Raw genomic sequence first — 16,790 nt, 5'->3', positions numbered from 1 at the left:
CACCTCGCCGACGCGCTCAGAGGTTCCTTGCCACCGCCCCGACCTGCTGGGATTCTGCCCGCAACACCGCAGCGAGCCTGCTCTCGCACGTCGTGGCCCGATCCCCCTCCGCCATGAACACGCGGCGCCTCGCGCCGCCCGGAAGGAACCTCTCGTGACCGACGTACACACCACACCGGATCTCGCCCGCCTGTCGGGGACCTTCGCCATCGGCGGCGACCTCCCGGTACACCGACTCGGGTTCGGCGCCATGCGCTTGACCGGTCCGGGTGCGTGGGGAGAGCCCCATGACCGCGAGGAGGCGATCGCCGTCCTGCGACGCGCGGTCGAACTCGGCGTCACCCTCATCGACACCGCCGACTCCTACGGCCCCGAGGTCAACGAGCGGCTGATCCGCGAGGCCCTGCACCCCTACCCCGAGGACCTTCTCGTCACCACCAAGGTCGGCATGGTGCACTCCGGCCCCGGGCAGTGGGAGGCCGAGGGCACCCCCTCCCACCTCAAGCGACAGGTGGAGGCGAGCCTTCGCAACCTGGGTCTGGAGCGCATCGACCTGCTCCAGCTCCACTGGATCGACCCGGAGGTGCCGCTCTCCGAACAGCTGGGCGCCCTCGTGGAGCTGCGCGAAGAGGGCAAGATCCACCACATCGGGCTGACCGGTGTGACCAGGGAACAGCTCAGGACCGCCCGCAAGACCACCCCCATCGCCTCGGTACAGAACGAGTACAGCCCCTCCCAGCGCAGGTCCGAGGACGTCTTGGAGCGGTGCGAGCAGGACGGGATCGCCTTCCTGCCCTGGGCTCCGATCTCGCGTGGAGAACTGGCGCACTCGGACTCGCCGCTGGCCCCGCTCGCGGCCGAGCACGGGGTGACCCCGGCCCAGCTCGCGCTGGCCTGGCTCCTGCACCGGTCGCCGGTGATGCTGCCGATCCCGGGCACCTCACGCGTGGAGCACCTGGAGGAGAACATGGCCGCCGCCTCGGTGCGTCTCTCCGAGGAGGAGGCCGAGCGCGTCAGGAGGCTCCTCGCCCTCTGACCCCACCCGGGAGGGGCCGTCCCGCCCCTCCCGGGCTTTCCTCCTTCCGGTCCTCTAGGAGAGGTCCGGATGGTGGTAGACGTACGAGACGACTTTGAGGTGCTGCTCCCGGATCTCCCAGGGGGAGGTGCAGTGCAGAACGCCTCCCTTGGCCTCGGGAGGCGACACCGTGCGGTCCAACTCGATCGAATGGACGACCACGAGAGCGTTGTGGGGAGCGAACTCGCGCTGCTTCTCCACTTCGGCGCGGGTGAGGATCACCTGTGCCCCTTCGGAGGTGGTCCCCTTCACCTCCACGTGCAATCGCTCGTCCCCTCGGGTCAGGAGCAGGTCGTAGGGTTCCTTCGCCCCGACGTCCTCGACCGACCACCCCTCGGCCTCGAAGTGGGCGGTGGCCCTACCGACGCTGTGGTCCTCCAGCGCCTTCCGTTCGGCCGCGCTCATCCGGCGCCCCTGGCCCGTGCCCGACCGACGCCGCCCGGCGGTCCTGGCCGCCGCCTCCTCGGCCTCCAGGACCTCGGGACTCTCCGCCTCCGGCTTTCGCTCTTTCGGTTTCGGGTTCTCGGAGACGGTGGCCCGCCGTGACGATCGAAGGTTTCCCACAGTGCCGTTCTCGACCCAGTGGCGCCATGATTTGGGCGCCCATTCCAGGGTCTCCTCCGCCGAGTACGTCTTGTTCCTACGTGCTTCGATCCACTCCCATGCGACAGCGTCGTTTTCGGGGGTCAGATCGAGAAGTGCGATGTCATAGGCGTAGTTGATGAAGGAATCCTTCGCCTGCCCACCCTGCTGCTCGACTTTCTCGACCCGCTCGATCACCCCCAATCCGCAGAACTCCACGTAGCCCTTCTGTTTTCCGTTGCGCGGGACGGCGCGGAACAGGAGAAGTGGAGGTGCATACGCGGACGGCACCCGATGATGATCGAAGGCTTCGAGCATCGCAGCGTTACCGGGGGTCCTGCCGAGTGCGACCTCCGTGCTCGCCTTGTGGTCGCCGTAGTAGCGGACGTACCCGTCTTCCACCTCGAAGTGGTCTTTCCAGGGTGTCTCCACCGTCCCGGACTTCCAAGGGCTCGATCGGATGAGGATGGCGGGACGACGTGAGCCATCGACCGCGGTGATGCCTGCCGTCCCGTTGATCCCCTTCTCCAACTGAACCTGTTCTCCGTACGCGGAAGAGTGGGTCACGTGATGGAAATTGGGGTAGCCGTCCACCTGAGAAATATGTTCGACCTTGGGTCGTGGATAACGAAATACCTGCCCTGCACGCAACCGGCCTTTCACAGCCACCCCTTCCCACCGCTCTCATGTTCCCGCGCCGAGAATAACGAAAGGCGACGACACTCCTGTTCAGCAGGTATCGAGAAGGTGTGGAGGGGACGAAAGAACCTCAGGGGGTGGGGTGGAGGCCTCGGAAGAGTTCGGCGAGGTGGGTGCCGGCGGTGACCAGCGGCTTCTCGCTGCGGGTGGCGCGGCACTGGATCTCGGCGCCCTCCAGGGCGCTGAGCGCGAAGCAGGCCGCGTCGTCGGCGGTCGCCTCGTCCACTCCGACGGCCCGGAGCCTGGCGGCGATGATGTCCCTCCAGGTGCTCAGGGCGGTCTCGTAGTCGTGTTGGACGGGGGCCGAGTGGCCGATCCGTTCCAGGGCCGCGGCCGAGGCCAGGCAGGCGTCGCGCCATTCCGAGGCGCGTAGTTCCTCGATGTGCAGGTGCGCGAAGGCCACGATCCCCTCGGCCGGGTCGTCGCTGCTCTCCATGCCCTGGCGGAGAAGGGAGGCGTAGTGGTCGGCGTCGACGCGGAGCGCCTCGGCGGCCAACTGGCCCTTGCCCTCGGGGAAGAAGTGGTAGAGGGAGCCGAGTGTGGCGTCGGCCTCGCGGGCGATCTGTTTGACCCCGGTGCCGTCGTAGCCCTGCCTGCGCAGCAGTTCCACGGTCGCCCGCAGGATCCGGTCGCGTGTAGGGAGCGTTGAACCGGTCGACTCGTCCATACCCCCGACTTTACTGGATAGAGCGATCGTTCTATTGTCTAGATCGAACGTTCTAATCAGTGGAGGATCGAATGAACCCCCAAGCGACCGAGGGCCGGGCCGGCGCCCGGGCATGGCTCGGACTCGCGGTACTGGCCCTGCCGACACTGCTCGTCGGCATCAACACCACCGTGCTGTTCCTGGCGCAACCGGAGCTGAGCGCGGAGCTCGGCGCGAACGAGGCCCAACGCCTGTGGATCACCGATATCTACGGGTTCCTCATCGCCGGGTTCCTCATCACCATGGGGACCCTCGGAGACCGGATCGGCCGACGCCGCCTGCTGCTGATCGGCGCGGCGACCTTCTCCCTGGCCTCGGTGCTGGCGGCCTTCTCCCCCACCCCCGAACTGGCGATCGTCACCCGAGGGCTGATGGGCGTCGCCGGCGCGACGATCATGCCGTCGACGCTCTCCCTGATCCGGAGCATGTTCCACGATCCTCGACAGCGCACGTCGGCGATCGCGGTGTGGGCGACCTCGCTGTCGGTCGGTATCGCCCTGGGCCCACTCCTCAGCGGCGCGATGCTCCAGTTCTTCTGGTGGGGCTCCACCCTGCTGATCGGCCTGCCGTTCCTGATCCTGTTGCTCGCCGTGGGGCCGATCCTGCTCCCCGAGTATCGGGATCCCACGGTCAGAGGCTCGATCGACCTGCTCAGCGTCGCCCTGTCCCTGGTCTCGGTCCTGGCCGTCATCTACGGGATCAAGCACGCGGCGACCGACGGGCTCACCCTCTCCACCGTCGCCTCGGCCGTGGCCGGTGTCGTCATCGGCGTGATCTTCCTGCGCCGCCAGCACAGGCTCGACGACCCGCTGCTGGATCTGACCATGTTCCGCGATCGCGCTTTCAGTGCCGCTCTGTCGCTGATCGTGCTGGTGCTCTTCGTGTTCGGCGGCATCCAGTTCCTGTTCTCGATCTATCTCCAACAGGTGGTCGGGTTCTCTCCGATGTGGTCCGGGATCTGGATGGCGCCCTCCGCCGCGGGTCTGCTGGTGGGCTCCCTGCTCGCGCCCTCCCTGGTCCGTTGGGCCCGGCCGGGCGTCGTCGCGGCCGGCGGTCTCGTACTCTCGGTCGTCGGCCTGGGTCTGATGTCCCAGGTGGCGACGGCGGGCGAGACCGACACCTCCTCCCCCTCCTTCCTTCTTCTCCAGCTCGGGGTGACCCTCGCCTTCCTCGGCATGGGGCCGTCCATGGTGCTGGGAGCGGATCTGGTGGTGGGCTCCGCTCCCCAGGAGAAGGCGGGCTCCGCCTCGGCCATGGAGGAGACCGCGGCCGAGTTCGGCGTCGCCACCGGCATCGCCGTCCTGGGCAGCGTGGGCGCCGTCCTCTATCGAGGGTGGATGTCCGGCGCGGACGTGGAGGGGGTCCCGGAGGAGGCCTCCCGTCGTGCCGTGGAGAGCCTGGACGGGGCCTTGGCGGAGGCGGACGTGATCGGCCCGGAGCTGGTACATCGGGCCCAGGAGGCCTTCGCCCAGGGCTTCGCCTGGGCCGGGCTCGGCAGCGCGTTCCTCTTCGTTCTCGTGGCGGTCGGAGCGGTCCTGTTCCTGAGGAACGTCTCCTCCGACGGCGGTCACTGACACTTCCCGTGGGTGGTGGGGCCGGCCTTCCGAGGCCGGCCGTCTCATCCCTCCAACAGGGACACCGCGCGTTCGGCGATGGCGACGATGGTCTCCTCGTCGTCGGTGAAGTCCGCGGCCCCGGAACGCCCGTCCCAACGCTCCTGTGCGGTGACCTCGACCAGGACACCCTCCACACGGGCCAGCACCGTGACCCGGCTGCTCTTCTCGTCGCCGCCCTCCAGGTGGTGGGAGAGGACGGCCCCGTCCCCGAGTTCGAGTTCACGGGAGTCGAGGACCTCCACGGCCCAGTAACCCTCGTCCTCCCCGTCGAGCAGTTTCCCGGACTCGGTCTCGTACTCCTCCTCCGCGTCGCTCACAGCCCGGAGGGGTTCTCGATCCTCGTCGACGGGAAGTCGGTATTCGAGCCGGAGGAAGCCCTCCGTCCCGTCCGAGAACTCGGCGCCCCACCCGCACGAGGAGGAGGTCTCGGAGAACGTGGCGTAGGGCAGGGTCGCGGAGACGGAGTCGAGTTCGGCCGCGGTCGCCACCCCGCACGATTCGGTGGGCAGACCTTCGAACTCCGGGCCGGTGACACTCCCTCCTCCCCCTCCCGCCAGCACCGCGCCGACGGCACCGGCGACCAGTACGTAGGCTCCGAGCGTCACCGCCATGGTGATCGCCACGACGCGTCCGGTCGAACGAGGCGGGCGTGCGGGCGGGGGAGTCGGAGGGTGGGGGAACCGCGCTTCCGGGCCGTGGTACACGGCGGATCTCCTGTTCTGGGCGTCGTCCATGCGCCGGTCTTGGTGTGGGGGTCGCTCAGCCGAACACGTCGTCGGCCACGGGGGTGAGCAGTCGCTCCGCCTCGGCCAGGTCGATGTCCTCGAACTCGGTGCCCACGAGGAAGGAGAGCACGCTCACCAGGCCTTCTTCTCGAACGGTGAGACTCACGTACTGCGACCTGCCGTCGGAGTACTCGTAGGCGGTGTCCAGCATCGTGAGCGTGCTCTCGTCCCCGTAGGAGAGGGAACGCGTATCCGTGGAGAGGGACGCCTCGCTGTCCACCGCGTAGTCACCGCCGGCCGCGCTTTCGAGAGCGGATCGGTAGAGCCCCTCGGCGTCCCGGGGGACCTCCTCCTCCCCGCGTTCCTCCTCCAGGGCGGCGTCCTCTTCGGACAGCGGCACCATGCGTTCGAAGTGCAGGGTCGTCTCGTCGCCGTCGAGGGAGACCGTCCAGGAACAGCCGTTGGAGTAGGGGCTCGTGTTCCAGGAGGAGACCTCGGCGTCCAGGTCCGTGAGGGTCTCTTCGGCGAGGACGGCGCACGGGTCGTCGGTGGGGAGGCCTCCGGCGGAGCTCACCCCGCCGGATCCGTAGGCGAAGACGACGGTCCAGGTGAGGATCCCGGCGACCGCCAGCGTTCCGGAGGCGGTGAGGGCGATGGCCGCGAGCGTTCTCGGGGGCCGGGGAGGGGGCGCCGCTAGGTGGGCCGCGTGCGGAGGGCCGGGCGGGTGGGATGGAGGTCCCGGAGGTCCGGTGAACCCCGGTGGGGGCGGCCCTTGGGGTCCGGGGCGGGGCTGTCCGTGAGGGGGCGGGTAGGGGTGGCCCATGCGTGGAGGTCCGTCCGGGGGTAGTCGAAACCTGACTCGACGGATATTCCCACGAGGCGCCGGACGAAAGCACCCCGATCCTCGCGAACGAATACGTCCCGGCCCGGCTCACGGCCGGACCGGGACGCGAGGACGCTCATGGCCCTCAGGGCGGATCACTCCGCCCGAGGATCACAGGGCGCCGACGTTGACGTCGATGCAGGCGTAGAAGGCGTTGGCGGTGTCGGCGACGTTCCACCGGGCCAGGACGGTCTGCTCACCGGGGTAGTTGGAGAGGTCGACCTGGTGGGTGAAGTTCCACGGCGGACGGGCACCACCGTCGTCGAAGCTGGCGACCAGCTGACCGTCGATGAAGTACTCCCACTCGGCGCTGGCGTGAGCGGCGGTGATCGTCCACTCGAAGTTGGCGGTGGTGCCGATGGGGGTGACGTCCCAACCGTAGTTGTCGTCGTTGAGCTCGGAGAAGGCGGCGTTGCCTCCGGCGCACTCCATCAGCCCCTTGGGGCCTTCGACGCTCTGCGGCTCCCACTGGATCGGGCCGCACTGGACGACACCCGCGGCGCACTGGGCCTGACGGCTGGGCGGGTCGGAAACGTAGCCGTGGGCGCTGGCGGCGCCGGCCGGCATGAGGGTGAAGGCCAGGGCGGTCGCGGCGGCGACGGCCGCGCCGGAACGGATCTTGCTGCGCACGGTCATGAATTCGTGCCCTTCCTGTGGGTCACGGCTCCGAGGAGCCGTAGCGGGGGTGACCCGGACCGTTACCGGTCCAGGGGTGGGCGGAGGCACTCACGGCCGGTTATTTCCATGAGCTCCAGGGGATGTCCGAGAAAGATCCCGTGGTTCTCGGGAACTTCCCCCACCCGGTTTTCGAAGACCGTAAAAAGCGCGTCATCCCCCGTCAAGACCACCGTTACCGAAGGCCGGCAGGTCCCTACGTACCGGTTTTCGGGACCAGGGGGCCGTCGGCGGCCACTGGTACTGGCCCCCTCGATCGCGGGTGCGGCTCCGAACTGGCACGACTCACTCACCGATCGTGTCCGGTCCGGTGCGACACAAGGTGGACCAAGAGGGTCTTTCCGTGACCATCGAGGCAGACCTCACCACAAGGTGATGATTTCCTTACCCACCCCTCGGGAGCCCTCCGGGCGGAAAATCCGTGGCCCTCCTCGAGGTCTGCATGGGATAACCGACCCCGATCTCCATGAGAGGACGCCGATGAACGATCCGACCCCGCGTTTCCTTCCCGGACTGGAGTTGTCCAGGGCTCTGTACGAAGAGGCCGTCGCCCCTCTTCTTCAAGGGATCCCGCACGCCGCCGCCCTACTGGGGCCGGGGTCGGAGGTGCCGGGGCTGGACACGGAACGTTCCACGGACCACGGTTGGGGACCTCGCCTCCAGATCTTCGTGGACCGGAACCATCGGCGGATCGACGATCTCCTGGGGCGGAGCCTGCCCGGACGGATCCGCGGATGGCCCACGCGCTTCCTGCCCGACCCCGACGACCCCGGGAACCGGATGCTCACCGACTCCCCCGAAGGGCGTCATGGGGTGGACGTCGTCGACCCGAGGACCTGGTCGGTCGAACGGCTGGGGTTCGACCCGGGACACGGGGTCCGCACCATCGATTGGCTCGCCGTTCCGACCCAACGACTGGCCGAGGTGACCGGGGGAGCCGTCTTCCACGACGACCTCGGCGAGATCACCCGGATCCGCCACGCCCTGGAGTGGTACCCCGACGACCTGTGGCGCTATGTCCTGGCCTGCCAATGGCGGCGGATCGCCCAAGAGGAGGCGTTCGTGGGCCGTTGCGCCGAGGTCGGGGACGGGCTCGGCGAACGGATCGTCACGGCCCGCCTGGTCCGTGACCTGATGCGGCTCTGTCTGCTCCTGGAACGCCGGTACCCGCCCTACTCCAAGTGGCTCGGGACGGTGTTCGCCTCCCTCGACGCGGCTGTCGAGGTGGGACCGGTACTCGAAAGGGCCCTGACCTCGGCGCGACCGGCGACCGATCTCGCCGAGGCCTACCGAAGGGTGGCGGAACGCCAGAACCGTACCGGTCTGGCCGCCCCTCTCTCGCCCGAACCGCGCCCCTTCCACTCTCGCCCCTATCCGGTCCTGGACGCCGGGCGGTTCACCGAGGCGCTTCTGGCACGGATCGAGGATCCCGCTCTGCGCGACGGCGTCCCGGTGGGCGCGGTCGACCAGTACATCGACGGCACCGACGCCCTCGCACGCCTCGGTCCGCTGCGCGACCTCGCCGGGCGGTTCCTGGAGGAAGAGGGATGAAACGCGCCTTATCCCCCGCCAGGGAAAGGCGTGCCACCTGCGGGGAGGTGGGGCGCTGCCGTACGATTCGAACATGGACCCGTCCGATGAATCCATGCTGCGTCGGACCGGTGGGGAGGCCGGCATCCTCGCCGGCGCCGGTTACGCGGTCCTGCTCCAGATCGCCCACCCCGACGTGGCCCGCGGTGTGGCCGACCACAGCGACTTCGCGTCCCGCCCTCTCGACCGACTGCGCGGCACGCTCTACTACGTCTACGGCGTCTCCCTCGGCACCGAGGAGGAGCGCGCCCGGGTCGGGGCGATCGTGCGGGCCCTGCACCGGAAGGTGCGCGGCCCCGGTTACGACGCGCTCGACCCCGAACTGCTGCTGTGGGTGGCCGCGACCCTCTACCACTCGGGCGCCCGGTTGTACGAACTGGTGCTCGGCGAACGGTCCGAACAGGAGCGTGAGCTTCTGTTGAGGGAGTCCGCCCGGTACGGGACCTCGCTGGGACTGCCGGAGGAGCACTGGCCCGCCTCCCTGGAGGAGTTCGAGGAGTACTGGGAACGGGCCTGCGCGCGCCTGGAGGTCGGCCCCGAGGCCCGGGCCCTGGCCCGTGATCTGTTCCGGCCGAACAACCGTCTACTGTGGCCGCTCACCGCGGCCCAGCGTTTCATCAGCGGCGGCCTGCTCCCCCCGGATCTTCGAGAGGCCTTCGGCATCCCCTGGTCACCGGCCCACCAGCGAAGATTCGATCGCCTGTTCCGGATGGTCGGAGCGGTGTATCCGAGGCTCCCACGAGGGGTGAGGACACTGCCGTCGACGTTGTACCTGAGGTCGATGCGTCGAGGCGGTGGCTGGAAGAAGCGCCGTCGTGGATCAGGCTCGGCCGGAAGAAGGGCCCGGGTCTCCTAGAAGGCGGGCGCGACGTCGGGGCCGGGTTCCGCGTCCAGGGTCTGAAGCCGCCGACGGGCCGCCTCCGCCTCCGGCAGGTCGAGGTCCTCGAAGATCCGTACCGACTCCGCGAGCAGGTCGCGCGCGCGTCCCGGGTCGACGAACGGCCCCGGGATCCCTCCGAGCGCGAGCGAGGCACGGGCCTCGATGTACCGCTCTCCGCGTTCGACCGCGAGCTCCAGGGCCCGATCGAGTCCTTCGCGGGCCTCCTCATAGCGGGCGGCCTCGACCTGGGTGACCCCCAGATCGGTGAGGATCTCGGCGTCCCCACTCCGGTCGCCGGACGTCTCCGCCAACGCGAGGGCCCTGCCGTGCTCCCGGACGGCCTCGTCGAACCGCCCCGCCGCGCGGTGGGCGATCCCCCTGGAGTTGTGCACGTAGATCCTGTTCCCCACCAACTGTAGGTGGGAGGAGAGTTCCATGGCCTCGTCCAACTCCTGAAAGGCCGAGTCCATGTTCCCCAGGCACGTGTGCGCCTCTCCCATGACCCGTTTGGCCCGGGCCCGGATCTCCCCCTCCTGCTCTCCCTGGGAGATCAGGATCGCCCGTTCCGCGCTCGCCAGGGCCTCCTTGTACTCACCGAGGGACTGTTGGAGAACGGCCAGGTTGCCCCACTGGAGGGCCTCGACCTTGGGGTTGCGGAGCTCCTCGGCGTAACGGAGCACCTCCTTGATCGCCGCGGCCGAGTCGGCGAACCGTCCCATGCGCTCATAGACCATGCCCAGGTTCGCGAGGGCGCGGATCACGCCTCGACCGTCCCCGAGCCCCTCGAGGATCGTCCTGGCCTCGCCGAGCAGTCTCAGGGACTCTTCGAAACGCCCGGAGATGTAGTAGGCGATCCCCAGTCCGATCAGGGTGACGGCGCGCCCCCGCCGGTTCCCCTGACGTTCGCTGATCTGTAGGACCCGCTCATGGGAGGTGACCAGCAGCCCCATCTGACCGCGCACCGCGTAGAAGCGCCACACTGCGTCGGCCAGACGCCAGGCCTCCTCTCCGTGGTCGCGCGAGGCGAAGTACTCGATGGCGTCGGCCAGATTCTCCTGGTGGAGGGAGAACCAGTCCTCGGCCTCCCGCCGACTGGACAACTCCACCCGGTAGCGGGAGAACGACACCTCGGACCTCTCCTGGACCCGGGGCCCCAGGAGTTCCGCCGCGCGCTGCGCGGTCTCCAGGTAGAAACCGGAGAGCCGCACCTTGATCCGGTCGGCCTCCTCGTGTCCGAACTCCGCCAGGGCCCGGTCGAGGGCGAAGGCCCTTATGAGGTCGTGCGCCCGGTACACGTCCTCTTGGGGTTCCTCCAAAAGGCACACCCCGACGAGCTCTTGGAGGGTGTCGTCGGCGTCCTCGACCGACGTATCGAAGAGCGCCGCGGCGCCGGAGAGTTCGATGACGTTCCCGACCATCAGTCCCAGGAGGAGGAAGGCCCTCCGCTGGGTCGGGTTGAGGCTCTGGAAGGAGAGATCGATGGCGACCTCGACGCTCTGGCCTTCGACCGCCAGCTCCCGGAACGTCCGGTTCTGTTCCACCAACCGTCTGATGACGTGTGCGAACGTCCATTTCGGCCGACCCGCCATACGACCGGCGATCACCCTCAACGCCAGCGGGAGGCCGCCGCAGAAGCGGGCCACCTCGCGGGCCCCCTCCAACTCGGAGTCGACGCGCGCGTCTCCGAGGATCAGTCGCAGCAGCTCCAGGGACGAGTCGTCGTCGAACATCCCCAAGGACAGGAACCGCGCCCCGCTCAGTCCGACGAGTTCGTTCCGTGTCGTGATGAGCGTCAGGGTCCCGGAAGAGGAGGGGAGCAGCGGGCTGACCTGGGCATGGCTGAAGGCGTTGTCCAGGATGAGCAGCACCCTGCGCCCGCGCAACGTGGCCCGCCACAGCGCCGAACGTTCGGCCAGGGACTCGGGAACGGTCTCCGGCTCGATCCCGACCGCGCGCAGTAGGGAGCCGAGGGCCGAGGCCGGATCCAGTGGTTCCTTGTTCGAGGTGTAGCCGTAGAGGTCGATGAAGATCTGACCGTCCGGATACCGGTCCGCTATCTCATAGCCGAAATGCACGGCGGTCGTGGTCTTGCCCGCCCCGCCGCTATCGGTGATGACGCAGATCTTGGCCCGACCGTCGTCGCCGAGTGAGAAGTCCTCCAGGTTCTTCAGGGCCTCGCCTCGGCCGGTGAAGTCGGGAAGATCCCGCGGCAGATCGTTGCGGATCCTGAAATCCGGTACCGATTCCTCCACTGGATCGACGTCCCCTTGGGGGGATACGTCCTCATGAAGGATGCGGGAGTGGAGGGAGAGGAGTTCGTGTCCGGGGTCGACGCCCAGCTCATCGGCCAGACGTCGCCGGAAATCCTCGTACACGGAGAGGGCCTTGGCCCTACCGCTCGCTTTCCACAGGGCGGTGATGAGGAACTCGTGCAGACGCTCACTGAAGGGTTCCTCGCTACTCAGCGAGGTCAACCTGGCCACGACGTCGGAGTGGCGCTCCAGCTCCAGTGCGTGGGAGGCCCAGGAGATGACCGCCGACCATCGCTCCTCGCGTATGGGGCGGACCACCGAATCGTCCAGATAATCGGAACCGACACCGGAAAAAGGAATTCCACGCCAGCATTTCAAAGCGAGATCGAGGAATTCGATGGCCTCCGCGGAATCCGCGCGGGCCGCTTCGTCTCTGAGTCTGCGAAAACGATGGAGGTCGACCGATTCGGGGTCCACCTCCAGGACGTACCCGCCACTGGTCGTCGCGATCCGCCCCGGGAGCAGTCGGCGCAGGTGGGAAACCTGCACCTGGATGACCGAACGGGCGGTGCGGGGCGGGTCCTCGTTCCAGAGGTAACCGGTGAGCTGGTCTATGGTGACCTCGCGCCCCACGTGGACCAGAAGCGCGCCCAGGACACAACGCTGGCGTGGTCCGCCCACGGAAACGGGTTTTCCGTCTGACCATACGGCGATAGGGCCGAGCACACCGAATTCCACAAGCAGCAACCCTAGCAAGGTCGCACTCGGGAAAGAAGATAAGCCCGACGGCCCCGAGTACGCCTCCCATTGTCGTACTCGGGGTGACCGTCGGGCCACGGACGAGGAACTACTTCTCCTCGGCGGGCTCCCGCTCCTCGGGGCCGTCCTCGGTCTCGTCCGGAAGCCTGCGCTCGGGGTCCGGCTCTCGGAGCGGGCCCATCTTGGCCTCGGGGGTCAGGGCCACATCGGCGACGATCGCTTCGAAGCGTTCGTCCATCGTCAGCATCTTCGGCACGCGAACTCCTCTTCTCACAGCGCTCGTGTAGAGCCGCAAAGTGGCCCTACGTCGTCTACGAAGCATCATGGGATCACCGCTCCCCGGCGGGACGGTCATCCGTGGCGCCCCCTCCAGGTACGCCACGGATGACTGGTGTCCGAAACTCCGACGAGTCGACCGTGTTCCCGCGAGCCGTCCTCTCGCGGGCATCGGCCTCGTCGAACAGGTTTCACACTAGAGAGACTCTCTTCCATCGCGCTTTCAAAGCGCTTTCAATGGTGAGGGGGTCCGCAGGGGGCTCTTCACGCGCCGGCGACGGGCGCCGTTCACGGCGCTTCCGCTCTCGAATCGAATTATGCACAACGGGTGACGTTCTAAACACGACCCCCCTGAAGAGAGGGATCGAAATCGGGGGCCGGGTTCGCCATCGAGGGCACCTCCATCCATCCGAACACCCTCTGACCTGCACCTTCACCGCCCACCCTGTTCATCGTCATCGTCCCGAGATCGCCTTTGGCGCTTTGGCCCTAGAATTGCGGCTCGTGGTCCACCATGTCCGTGCCGCCGATATCGCACGGCGGTCCTTCCTCCCCGTCAATCCCCTCGCCCGCTTCGCACTGGTCTCCGTGGTCGGTGCGGCCGGAGCGATCGTCACCCTGATCGTGGCCGCCTTCGGCGGTCTGGACAGGGCCGACTCACAGACCTCCCCCGAGCCCCCGGGGACCGAACTGGAGAACGAACTGTTCGCCGTCACCCCTTACGAGGCGTGGGTGGAGACCGGTGACGACGGCGCCCGCCTCCGGGTCCGGGCGGACATCGAACTGCGCGCGTCCGACGTCTCGGTCCCGGTGTTCGAGGTCGGCAGCGGGCTCGTCCTGCTCCTGGGCCCCTCCGGCACCTCGACCGACCGGCCCGACGTCTCCTTCGAACGCATGCCGGAGAGCCTCGTGGCCTCCCTTCAGCCTCATATGGCCGAGGAGAACGCGGTGCTGTCCTGGGAGATGCCCGAGGACGTCACCGCCTCCGACCTGGGCGAGGTCGACCTCGCCGTCCACGGGATGCAGGAACTGGGAACGCGCGACGGTCTCGGCTCCTTCTGGATCTCCTCCGACGACGTGGCGGGCACCGTCACGCTCCCACTGAACGAGAGAGGGCGCTCATGAGCCGCAGCCTGACGGCCGGCCTCCTGTGCGTGCTCCTGGTCGTCGGCATCGCCGTCCTTCAGCACTTCACGCTGGACAAGAAGAGCCTGTTCGCCCCGGTCACCACCACCGGCTCCGTCGGAGAGCCCGTCGTCACCGACGACTTCTCCCTGGAGGTCGTGGACCTGGAGGTCGGATCGGCTCTGGAGGCCACCGACATCCTGGGAGACCCGATCGGCCCGGTCGAGGCCAATGGTGTCTGGGTCCTCGTCCGTGCGCGGATCACCGCCGCCCACACCACCATGACCAACTTCCCGGCCGAACTGCGGATGAAGGACGGCACCACCTACGACGTGCCCGGCTGGTTCTCCGACTCCCTGGACCGGGCGACCCTCTCCCCCGGCCTCCCACAGGAGGGCGCGTTCCTGTTCGAGGTCCCCCTCGAGCGGATCGACGAGCCCGCGCTGGTCGTCACCCACGCACCGGACTTCAACCGGTATCTGGGTGCTCAGGCGTCCGTGGCGCTGGACCCGGTGGAACCCCGCCCTCTCGACGACCCCCTGGTCCTCCTCCCTCCCGAGGTCCGTACCGGGAAGGACAACGATGCATCCGAATGATCCTCGCCGTCGGGACCCCTTCCGTCCGGGTCGAGAGGTCTTCCCTCCCCCTCCGACCCAGGGGCCGCCTCCATCACAGCGGTGGCCCGGGAACCGACCTCCGGCCGGACCAGCACCCATGGGCGGGCGTCCGGCCGCGCCCGATCCTCGAACACCGCCCGTACCCCGAGGGCCTCGCGGCCGTCACGGTGGCGGCCCGGGGCCCACTCCTCCTCCACCCGGGGCCACGGGGCCGTACGGGCCGCCGTCAGGGCCGGGGTGGGACCGGACGAGGCCGGACCCGCGCCGGGCTCCTCTCGGGCACGGACACCGCTCCCACCGACGCCCCGAGAGCGCGCCCCGGCCCCGCTCCGGCCGACCGCGTCGTGGACTGCCGCTGTGGAAACGGCTGCACCTGCCCTACGTCGCCGCCCTCCTGGTGCTCTTCCCCGTCATGGTCGGCTGGCCGTACCTGAGCGAGCTCGACGAGGCCCGCGAGAACGGCCGTGTCCGTCCCGAGGCCCGGCTCGTGGAGGGGGAGGACACCGCCTCCCTGGTCGGCAGCGAGTGGCTGGCGGCCGTCTACGTGGTCGGCGTCCTGGGAGGGCAGCCCCCGCCCCCCGAAGGCGTGGAGCTGGTCGACATCGGCTTCCGGGTCACCCCCCGGGACGACGAGGCCGGCGAACTGCTGGGCGCCTACTGCCGGTTCCGCGCCCTGGACGGCGAGGGTCGATCCTGGGAGCCCACTCTCGAATACGGCGACCGAGGTCTGTCCCGAGACCCCGGGAACACGTCCGGTGGTTGCACCGACGGCTCGATGCGGCCGGTCCGAGGCGGCACGGAACAGACCTTCCTGGTGTCCTACCTGGTCCCCGAGGAGGTGGCGGAGGAGCTCCGGTTCGAGGTGAGCGTCACCACCACCGGAGACTCGACCCGGCCGGCCCCGGAGGCCCTGGTCTTCGACATCGAGCCCATGGACACCACTTCCTAGTGGGCGCCTCGACCGGGGCCCGTCCCTCTTCGGACCGGGCCCCGGGCCTCGGGCGTGGGCACGGCGTGCCCGGCGACCCTCCACAGGTGCCGTCCCACACTGGTCTCCTCCGCCTTGCGCAGGGCGATCTCGAAGGTCGCCGCCAACAGGCAGAGCCGGAGCAGCATGTGCAGAGCGGTCATCACGAAGTCGACCGGTTGGGTCCAGAGCCACACCTCGCTCGGCTCCCCCGTCCGTTCCAGGAGCACGAGGACCCCCCGGTGCAGCCTGCTGAACACCAGGTCCAGAAGGACGAAGTAGAGGCAGAAGGTCAGGTAGAACACCGGACCGGCCCCGAGCACGAACCGTACGGCGTTGAGGCAGGGCGTGAACTTGTCACGGAAGTCGGAGTCGGCGTGCTTACCGAAGATCCGGCTCAACCTCGCGGTGCGGTTGACCGCGGCCCCGAACCGGCCACCGCCCCGGCGCTCCTCGAAGAGCGCGTCGTGATCGTCGATCTGGGCCCGGTACACGACGGCGGTGATGGTCAGCCACAGCATCGGCCCGATGAACCCCTCCTTGACCGTGGCCCAGAGCGCGGCGAAGGCCGCGGAGACCCCGAGGGACAGGTTCGGAACGTCGATGAGGTCGCCGAAACCGTCGATGCCCCGGGTGATCGAGAGCTCCACCGACACCCAGAGGACCCGGCTGCCGATCCAGTCGTTCCAGAGCCCTATGAGGACACCGATGGAGAACACGACCATGAACATCCACACGCCCTCGAAGAGAGCGGTGAGGATGCCCAGGACCGGGTTGCGCCCCGTCTTGTAGAAGTGCCCGCACACCCGTCGCAGCAGCCATGCCGAGCACGCCACCAGTAGGGGCATGCCGAACCAGGCCATCTCGGTGGGCGCGGAGAAGGCCTCGACACCGCCGGTGTTGAGCAGGTCGACACTGTAGGTGTTGTACTGCTCCTCGAAGAGCCCCCAGGCCCCGTAGAAGAGCAGGAAGGGCATGATCGCGAGGGCGACACCGTCCACGACCCGACGTTCCCGTTCCGCGAAACCTTTCCGCTTGTTACGCCGTACGATCTCCGCGTTGAGTTCGGAGTCGACGAGGGGGAGCCCGGGGCGCAGGAGTTGGAACATCACCACGAAGGTGACCAGGGTGATCAGGAGGGTCAATCCCAGACCGGACAGCGCGAGAGCGGGCTCGACGTCGTTGAACGCCACCAGACCACGCATGATCAGGGCGTGGAGCAACATTCCACCGGTGTACACGCACAACAGCGGAGCCCAGTGGCGACGTACCAGGCCGAGCGTGTAGACGGGGAGACGGGCTGCGGAAGAGGTCAAGGGGGCCATAGGTTCAAAAGATTAGTGGGGTTCGCGATCTCGAATCC

At 68.4% G+C, this 16,790-nt stretch carries 15 protein-coding genes; 7 read left to right on the top strand and 8 right to left on the bottom strand.

Annotation, left to right across the window (positions count from 1 at the left end; genetic code table 11):
- The first annotated feature begins 154 nt into the window (after positions 1–154).
- On the top strand, positions 155–1,036 hold the full coding sequence (locus U9J66_RS25230; protein ID WP_326338957.1) for an aldo/keto reductase: 882 nt from the start codon (positions 155–157) through the stop codon (positions 1,034–1,036).
- 54 nt (positions 1,037–1,090) lie between these two features.
- Here U9J66_RS25230 and U9J66_RS25225 read toward each other — a convergent pair whose 3' ends face one another.
- Together U9J66_RS25225 and U9J66_RS25220 are read right to left on the bottom strand one after the other, a co-directional pair.
- Positions 1,091–2,224 (bottom strand): protein NO VEIN domain-containing protein, encoded by a 1,134-nt coding sequence (locus U9J66_RS25225; RefSeq protein WP_326338956.1) that lies wholly within the window; start codon positions 2,222–2,224, stop codon positions 1,091–1,093.
- A 202-nt stretch (positions 2,225–2,426) separates the two neighbouring features.
- A complete protein-coding gene (locus U9J66_RS25220) occupies positions 2,427–3,023 on the bottom strand; it encodes a TetR/AcrR family transcriptional regulator (RefSeq protein WP_326338955.1) in 597 nt (198 codons plus the stop codon).
- A 71-nt stretch (positions 3,024–3,094) separates the two neighbouring features.
- On the opposite strand from U9J66_RS25220, the gene U9J66_RS25215 reads away from it, so the two are divergent.
- Positions 3,095–4,636 (top strand): MFS transporter, encoded by a 1,542-nt coding sequence (locus U9J66_RS25215; protein WP_326338954.1) that lies wholly within the window; start codon positions 3,095–3,097, stop codon positions 4,634–4,636.
- Positions 4,637–4,680: 44 nt separating this feature from the next.
- Here U9J66_RS25215 and U9J66_RS25210 read toward each other — a convergent pair whose 3' ends face one another.
- From U9J66_RS25210 to U9J66_RS25200, 3 genes are all read right to left on the bottom strand, one after another.
- Entirely contained in the window at positions 4,681–5,301 is a 621-nt protein-coding gene (locus U9J66_RS25210; protein ID WP_234305953.1) for a hypothetical protein, read from the bottom strand.
- Between the two features lie 136 nt (positions 5,302–5,437).
- The gene (locus tag U9J66_RS25205) at positions 5,438–5,977 is read right to left on the bottom strand and encodes a hypothetical protein (RefSeq protein ID WP_161110906.1); all 540 of its coding nucleotides are present in this window, start codon (positions 5,975–5,977) and stop codon (positions 5,438–5,440) included.
- Positions 5,978–6,397: 420 nt separating this feature from the next.
- Positions 6,398–6,922 carry a lytic polysaccharide monooxygenase auxiliary activity family 9 protein gene (locus U9J66_RS25200; RefSeq protein WP_017536161.1) on the bottom strand — a complete coding sequence of 175 codons (525 nt, stop codon included), beginning with the start codon at positions 6,920–6,922 and terminating at the stop codon, positions 6,398–6,400.
- Positions 6,923–7,441: 519 nt separating this feature from the next.
- Here U9J66_RS25200 and U9J66_RS25195 point away from each other — a divergent pair.
- Positions 7,442–8,512, top strand: coding sequence for a DUF4037 domain-containing protein (locus U9J66_RS25195; protein ID WP_326338953.1), 1,071 nt, complete (start codon positions 7,442–7,444; stop codon positions 8,510–8,512).
- 73 nt (positions 8,513–8,585) lie between these two features.
- The gene (locus U9J66_RS25190; protein WP_017536159.1) at positions 8,586–9,407 is read left to right on the top strand and encodes an oxygenase MpaB family protein; all 822 of its coding nucleotides are present in this window, start codon (positions 8,586–8,588) and stop codon (positions 9,405–9,407) included.
- Here U9J66_RS25190 and U9J66_RS25185 read toward each other — a convergent pair.
- The gene (locus tag U9J66_RS25185) at positions 9,404–12,364 is read right to left on the bottom strand and encodes an AfsR/SARP family transcriptional regulator (RefSeq protein ID WP_326338950.1); all 2,961 of its coding nucleotides are present in this window, start codon (positions 12,362–12,364) and stop codon (positions 9,404–9,406) included. The two genes, U9J66_RS25190 and U9J66_RS25185, sit on opposite strands and share 4 nt — an antisense overlap.
- Positions 12,365–12,530: 166 nt before the next feature.
- On the bottom strand, positions 12,531–12,698 hold the full coding sequence (locus U9J66_RS25180; protein WP_017536157.1) for a hypothetical protein: 168 nt from the start codon (positions 12,696–12,698) through the stop codon (positions 12,531–12,533).
- A gap of 524 nt (positions 12,699–13,222) precedes the next feature.
- Here U9J66_RS25180 and U9J66_RS25175 point away from each other — a divergent pair.
- From U9J66_RS25175 to U9J66_RS25165, 3 genes are all read left to right on the top strand, one after another.
- Entirely contained in the window at positions 13,223–13,843 is a 621-nt protein-coding gene (locus tag U9J66_RS25175) for a hypothetical protein (RefSeq protein WP_326338948.1), read from the top strand.
- A complete protein-coding gene (locus U9J66_RS25170; RefSeq protein WP_326338946.1) occupies positions 13,840–14,439 on the top strand; it encodes a hypothetical protein in 600 nt (199 codons plus the stop codon). The genes U9J66_RS25175 and U9J66_RS25170 overlap by 4 nt, the downstream gene beginning before the upstream one ends.
- Positions 14,440–14,872: 433 nt before the next feature.
- Positions 14,873–15,409 (top strand): hypothetical protein, encoded by a 537-nt coding sequence (locus tag U9J66_RS25165; RefSeq protein ID WP_152472985.1) that lies wholly within the window; start codon positions 14,873–14,875, stop codon positions 15,407–15,409.
- Here U9J66_RS25165 and U9J66_RS25160 read toward each other — a convergent pair.
- Positions 15,406–16,752: a hypothetical protein gene (locus U9J66_RS25160; protein ID WP_326338945.1), complete on the bottom strand. Its 1,347-nt coding sequence runs from the start codon at positions 16,750–16,752 to the stop codon at positions 15,406–15,408. The genes U9J66_RS25165 and U9J66_RS25160 overlap by 4 nt on opposite strands.
- Positions 16,753–16,790 lie beyond the last annotated feature (38 nt).

It is taken from the genome of Nocardiopsis sp. LDBS1602, from assembly GCF_035818715.1.
Classification (GTDB): domain Bacteria; phylum Actinomycetota; class Actinomycetes; order Streptosporangiales; family Streptosporangiaceae; genus Nocardiopsis; species Nocardiopsis alba.
This window is presented reverse-complemented; position numbering and strand designations above follow the sequence as displayed.

Bases quoted from the DNA above. Each gene is read 5' to 3' on its own strand.
- U9J66_RS25215 (WP_326338954.1), top strand. From the start codon at position 3,095: ATGAACCCCCAAGCGACCGAGGGCCGGGCCGGCGCCCGGGCATGGCTC.
- U9J66_RS25160 (WP_326338945.1), bottom strand. From the start codon at position 16,752: ATGGCCCCCTTGACCTCTTCCGCAGCCCGTCTCCCCGTCTACACGCTC.
- U9J66_RS25165 (WP_152472985.1), top strand. From the start codon at position 14,873: ATGGTCGGCTGGCCGTACCTGAGCGAGCTCGACGAGGCCCGCGAGAAC.
- U9J66_RS25200 (WP_017536161.1), bottom strand. From the start codon at position 6,922: ATGACCGTGCGCAGCAAGATCCGTTCCGGCGCGGCCGTCGCCGCCGCG.
- U9J66_RS25220 (WP_326338955.1), bottom strand. From the start codon at position 3,023: ATGGACGAGTCGACCGGTTCAACGCTCCCTACACGCGACCGGATCCTG.
- U9J66_RS25195 (WP_326338953.1), top strand. From the start codon at position 7,442: ATGAACGATCCGACCCCGCGTTTCCTTCCCGGACTGGAGTTGTCCAGG.
- U9J66_RS25170 (WP_326338946.1), top strand. From the start codon at position 13,840: ATGAGCCGCAGCCTGACGGCCGGCCTCCTGTGCGTGCTCCTGGTCGTC.
- U9J66_RS25190 (WP_017536159.1), top strand. From the start codon at position 8,586: ATGGACCCGTCCGATGAATCCATGCTGCGTCGGACCGGTGGGGAGGCC.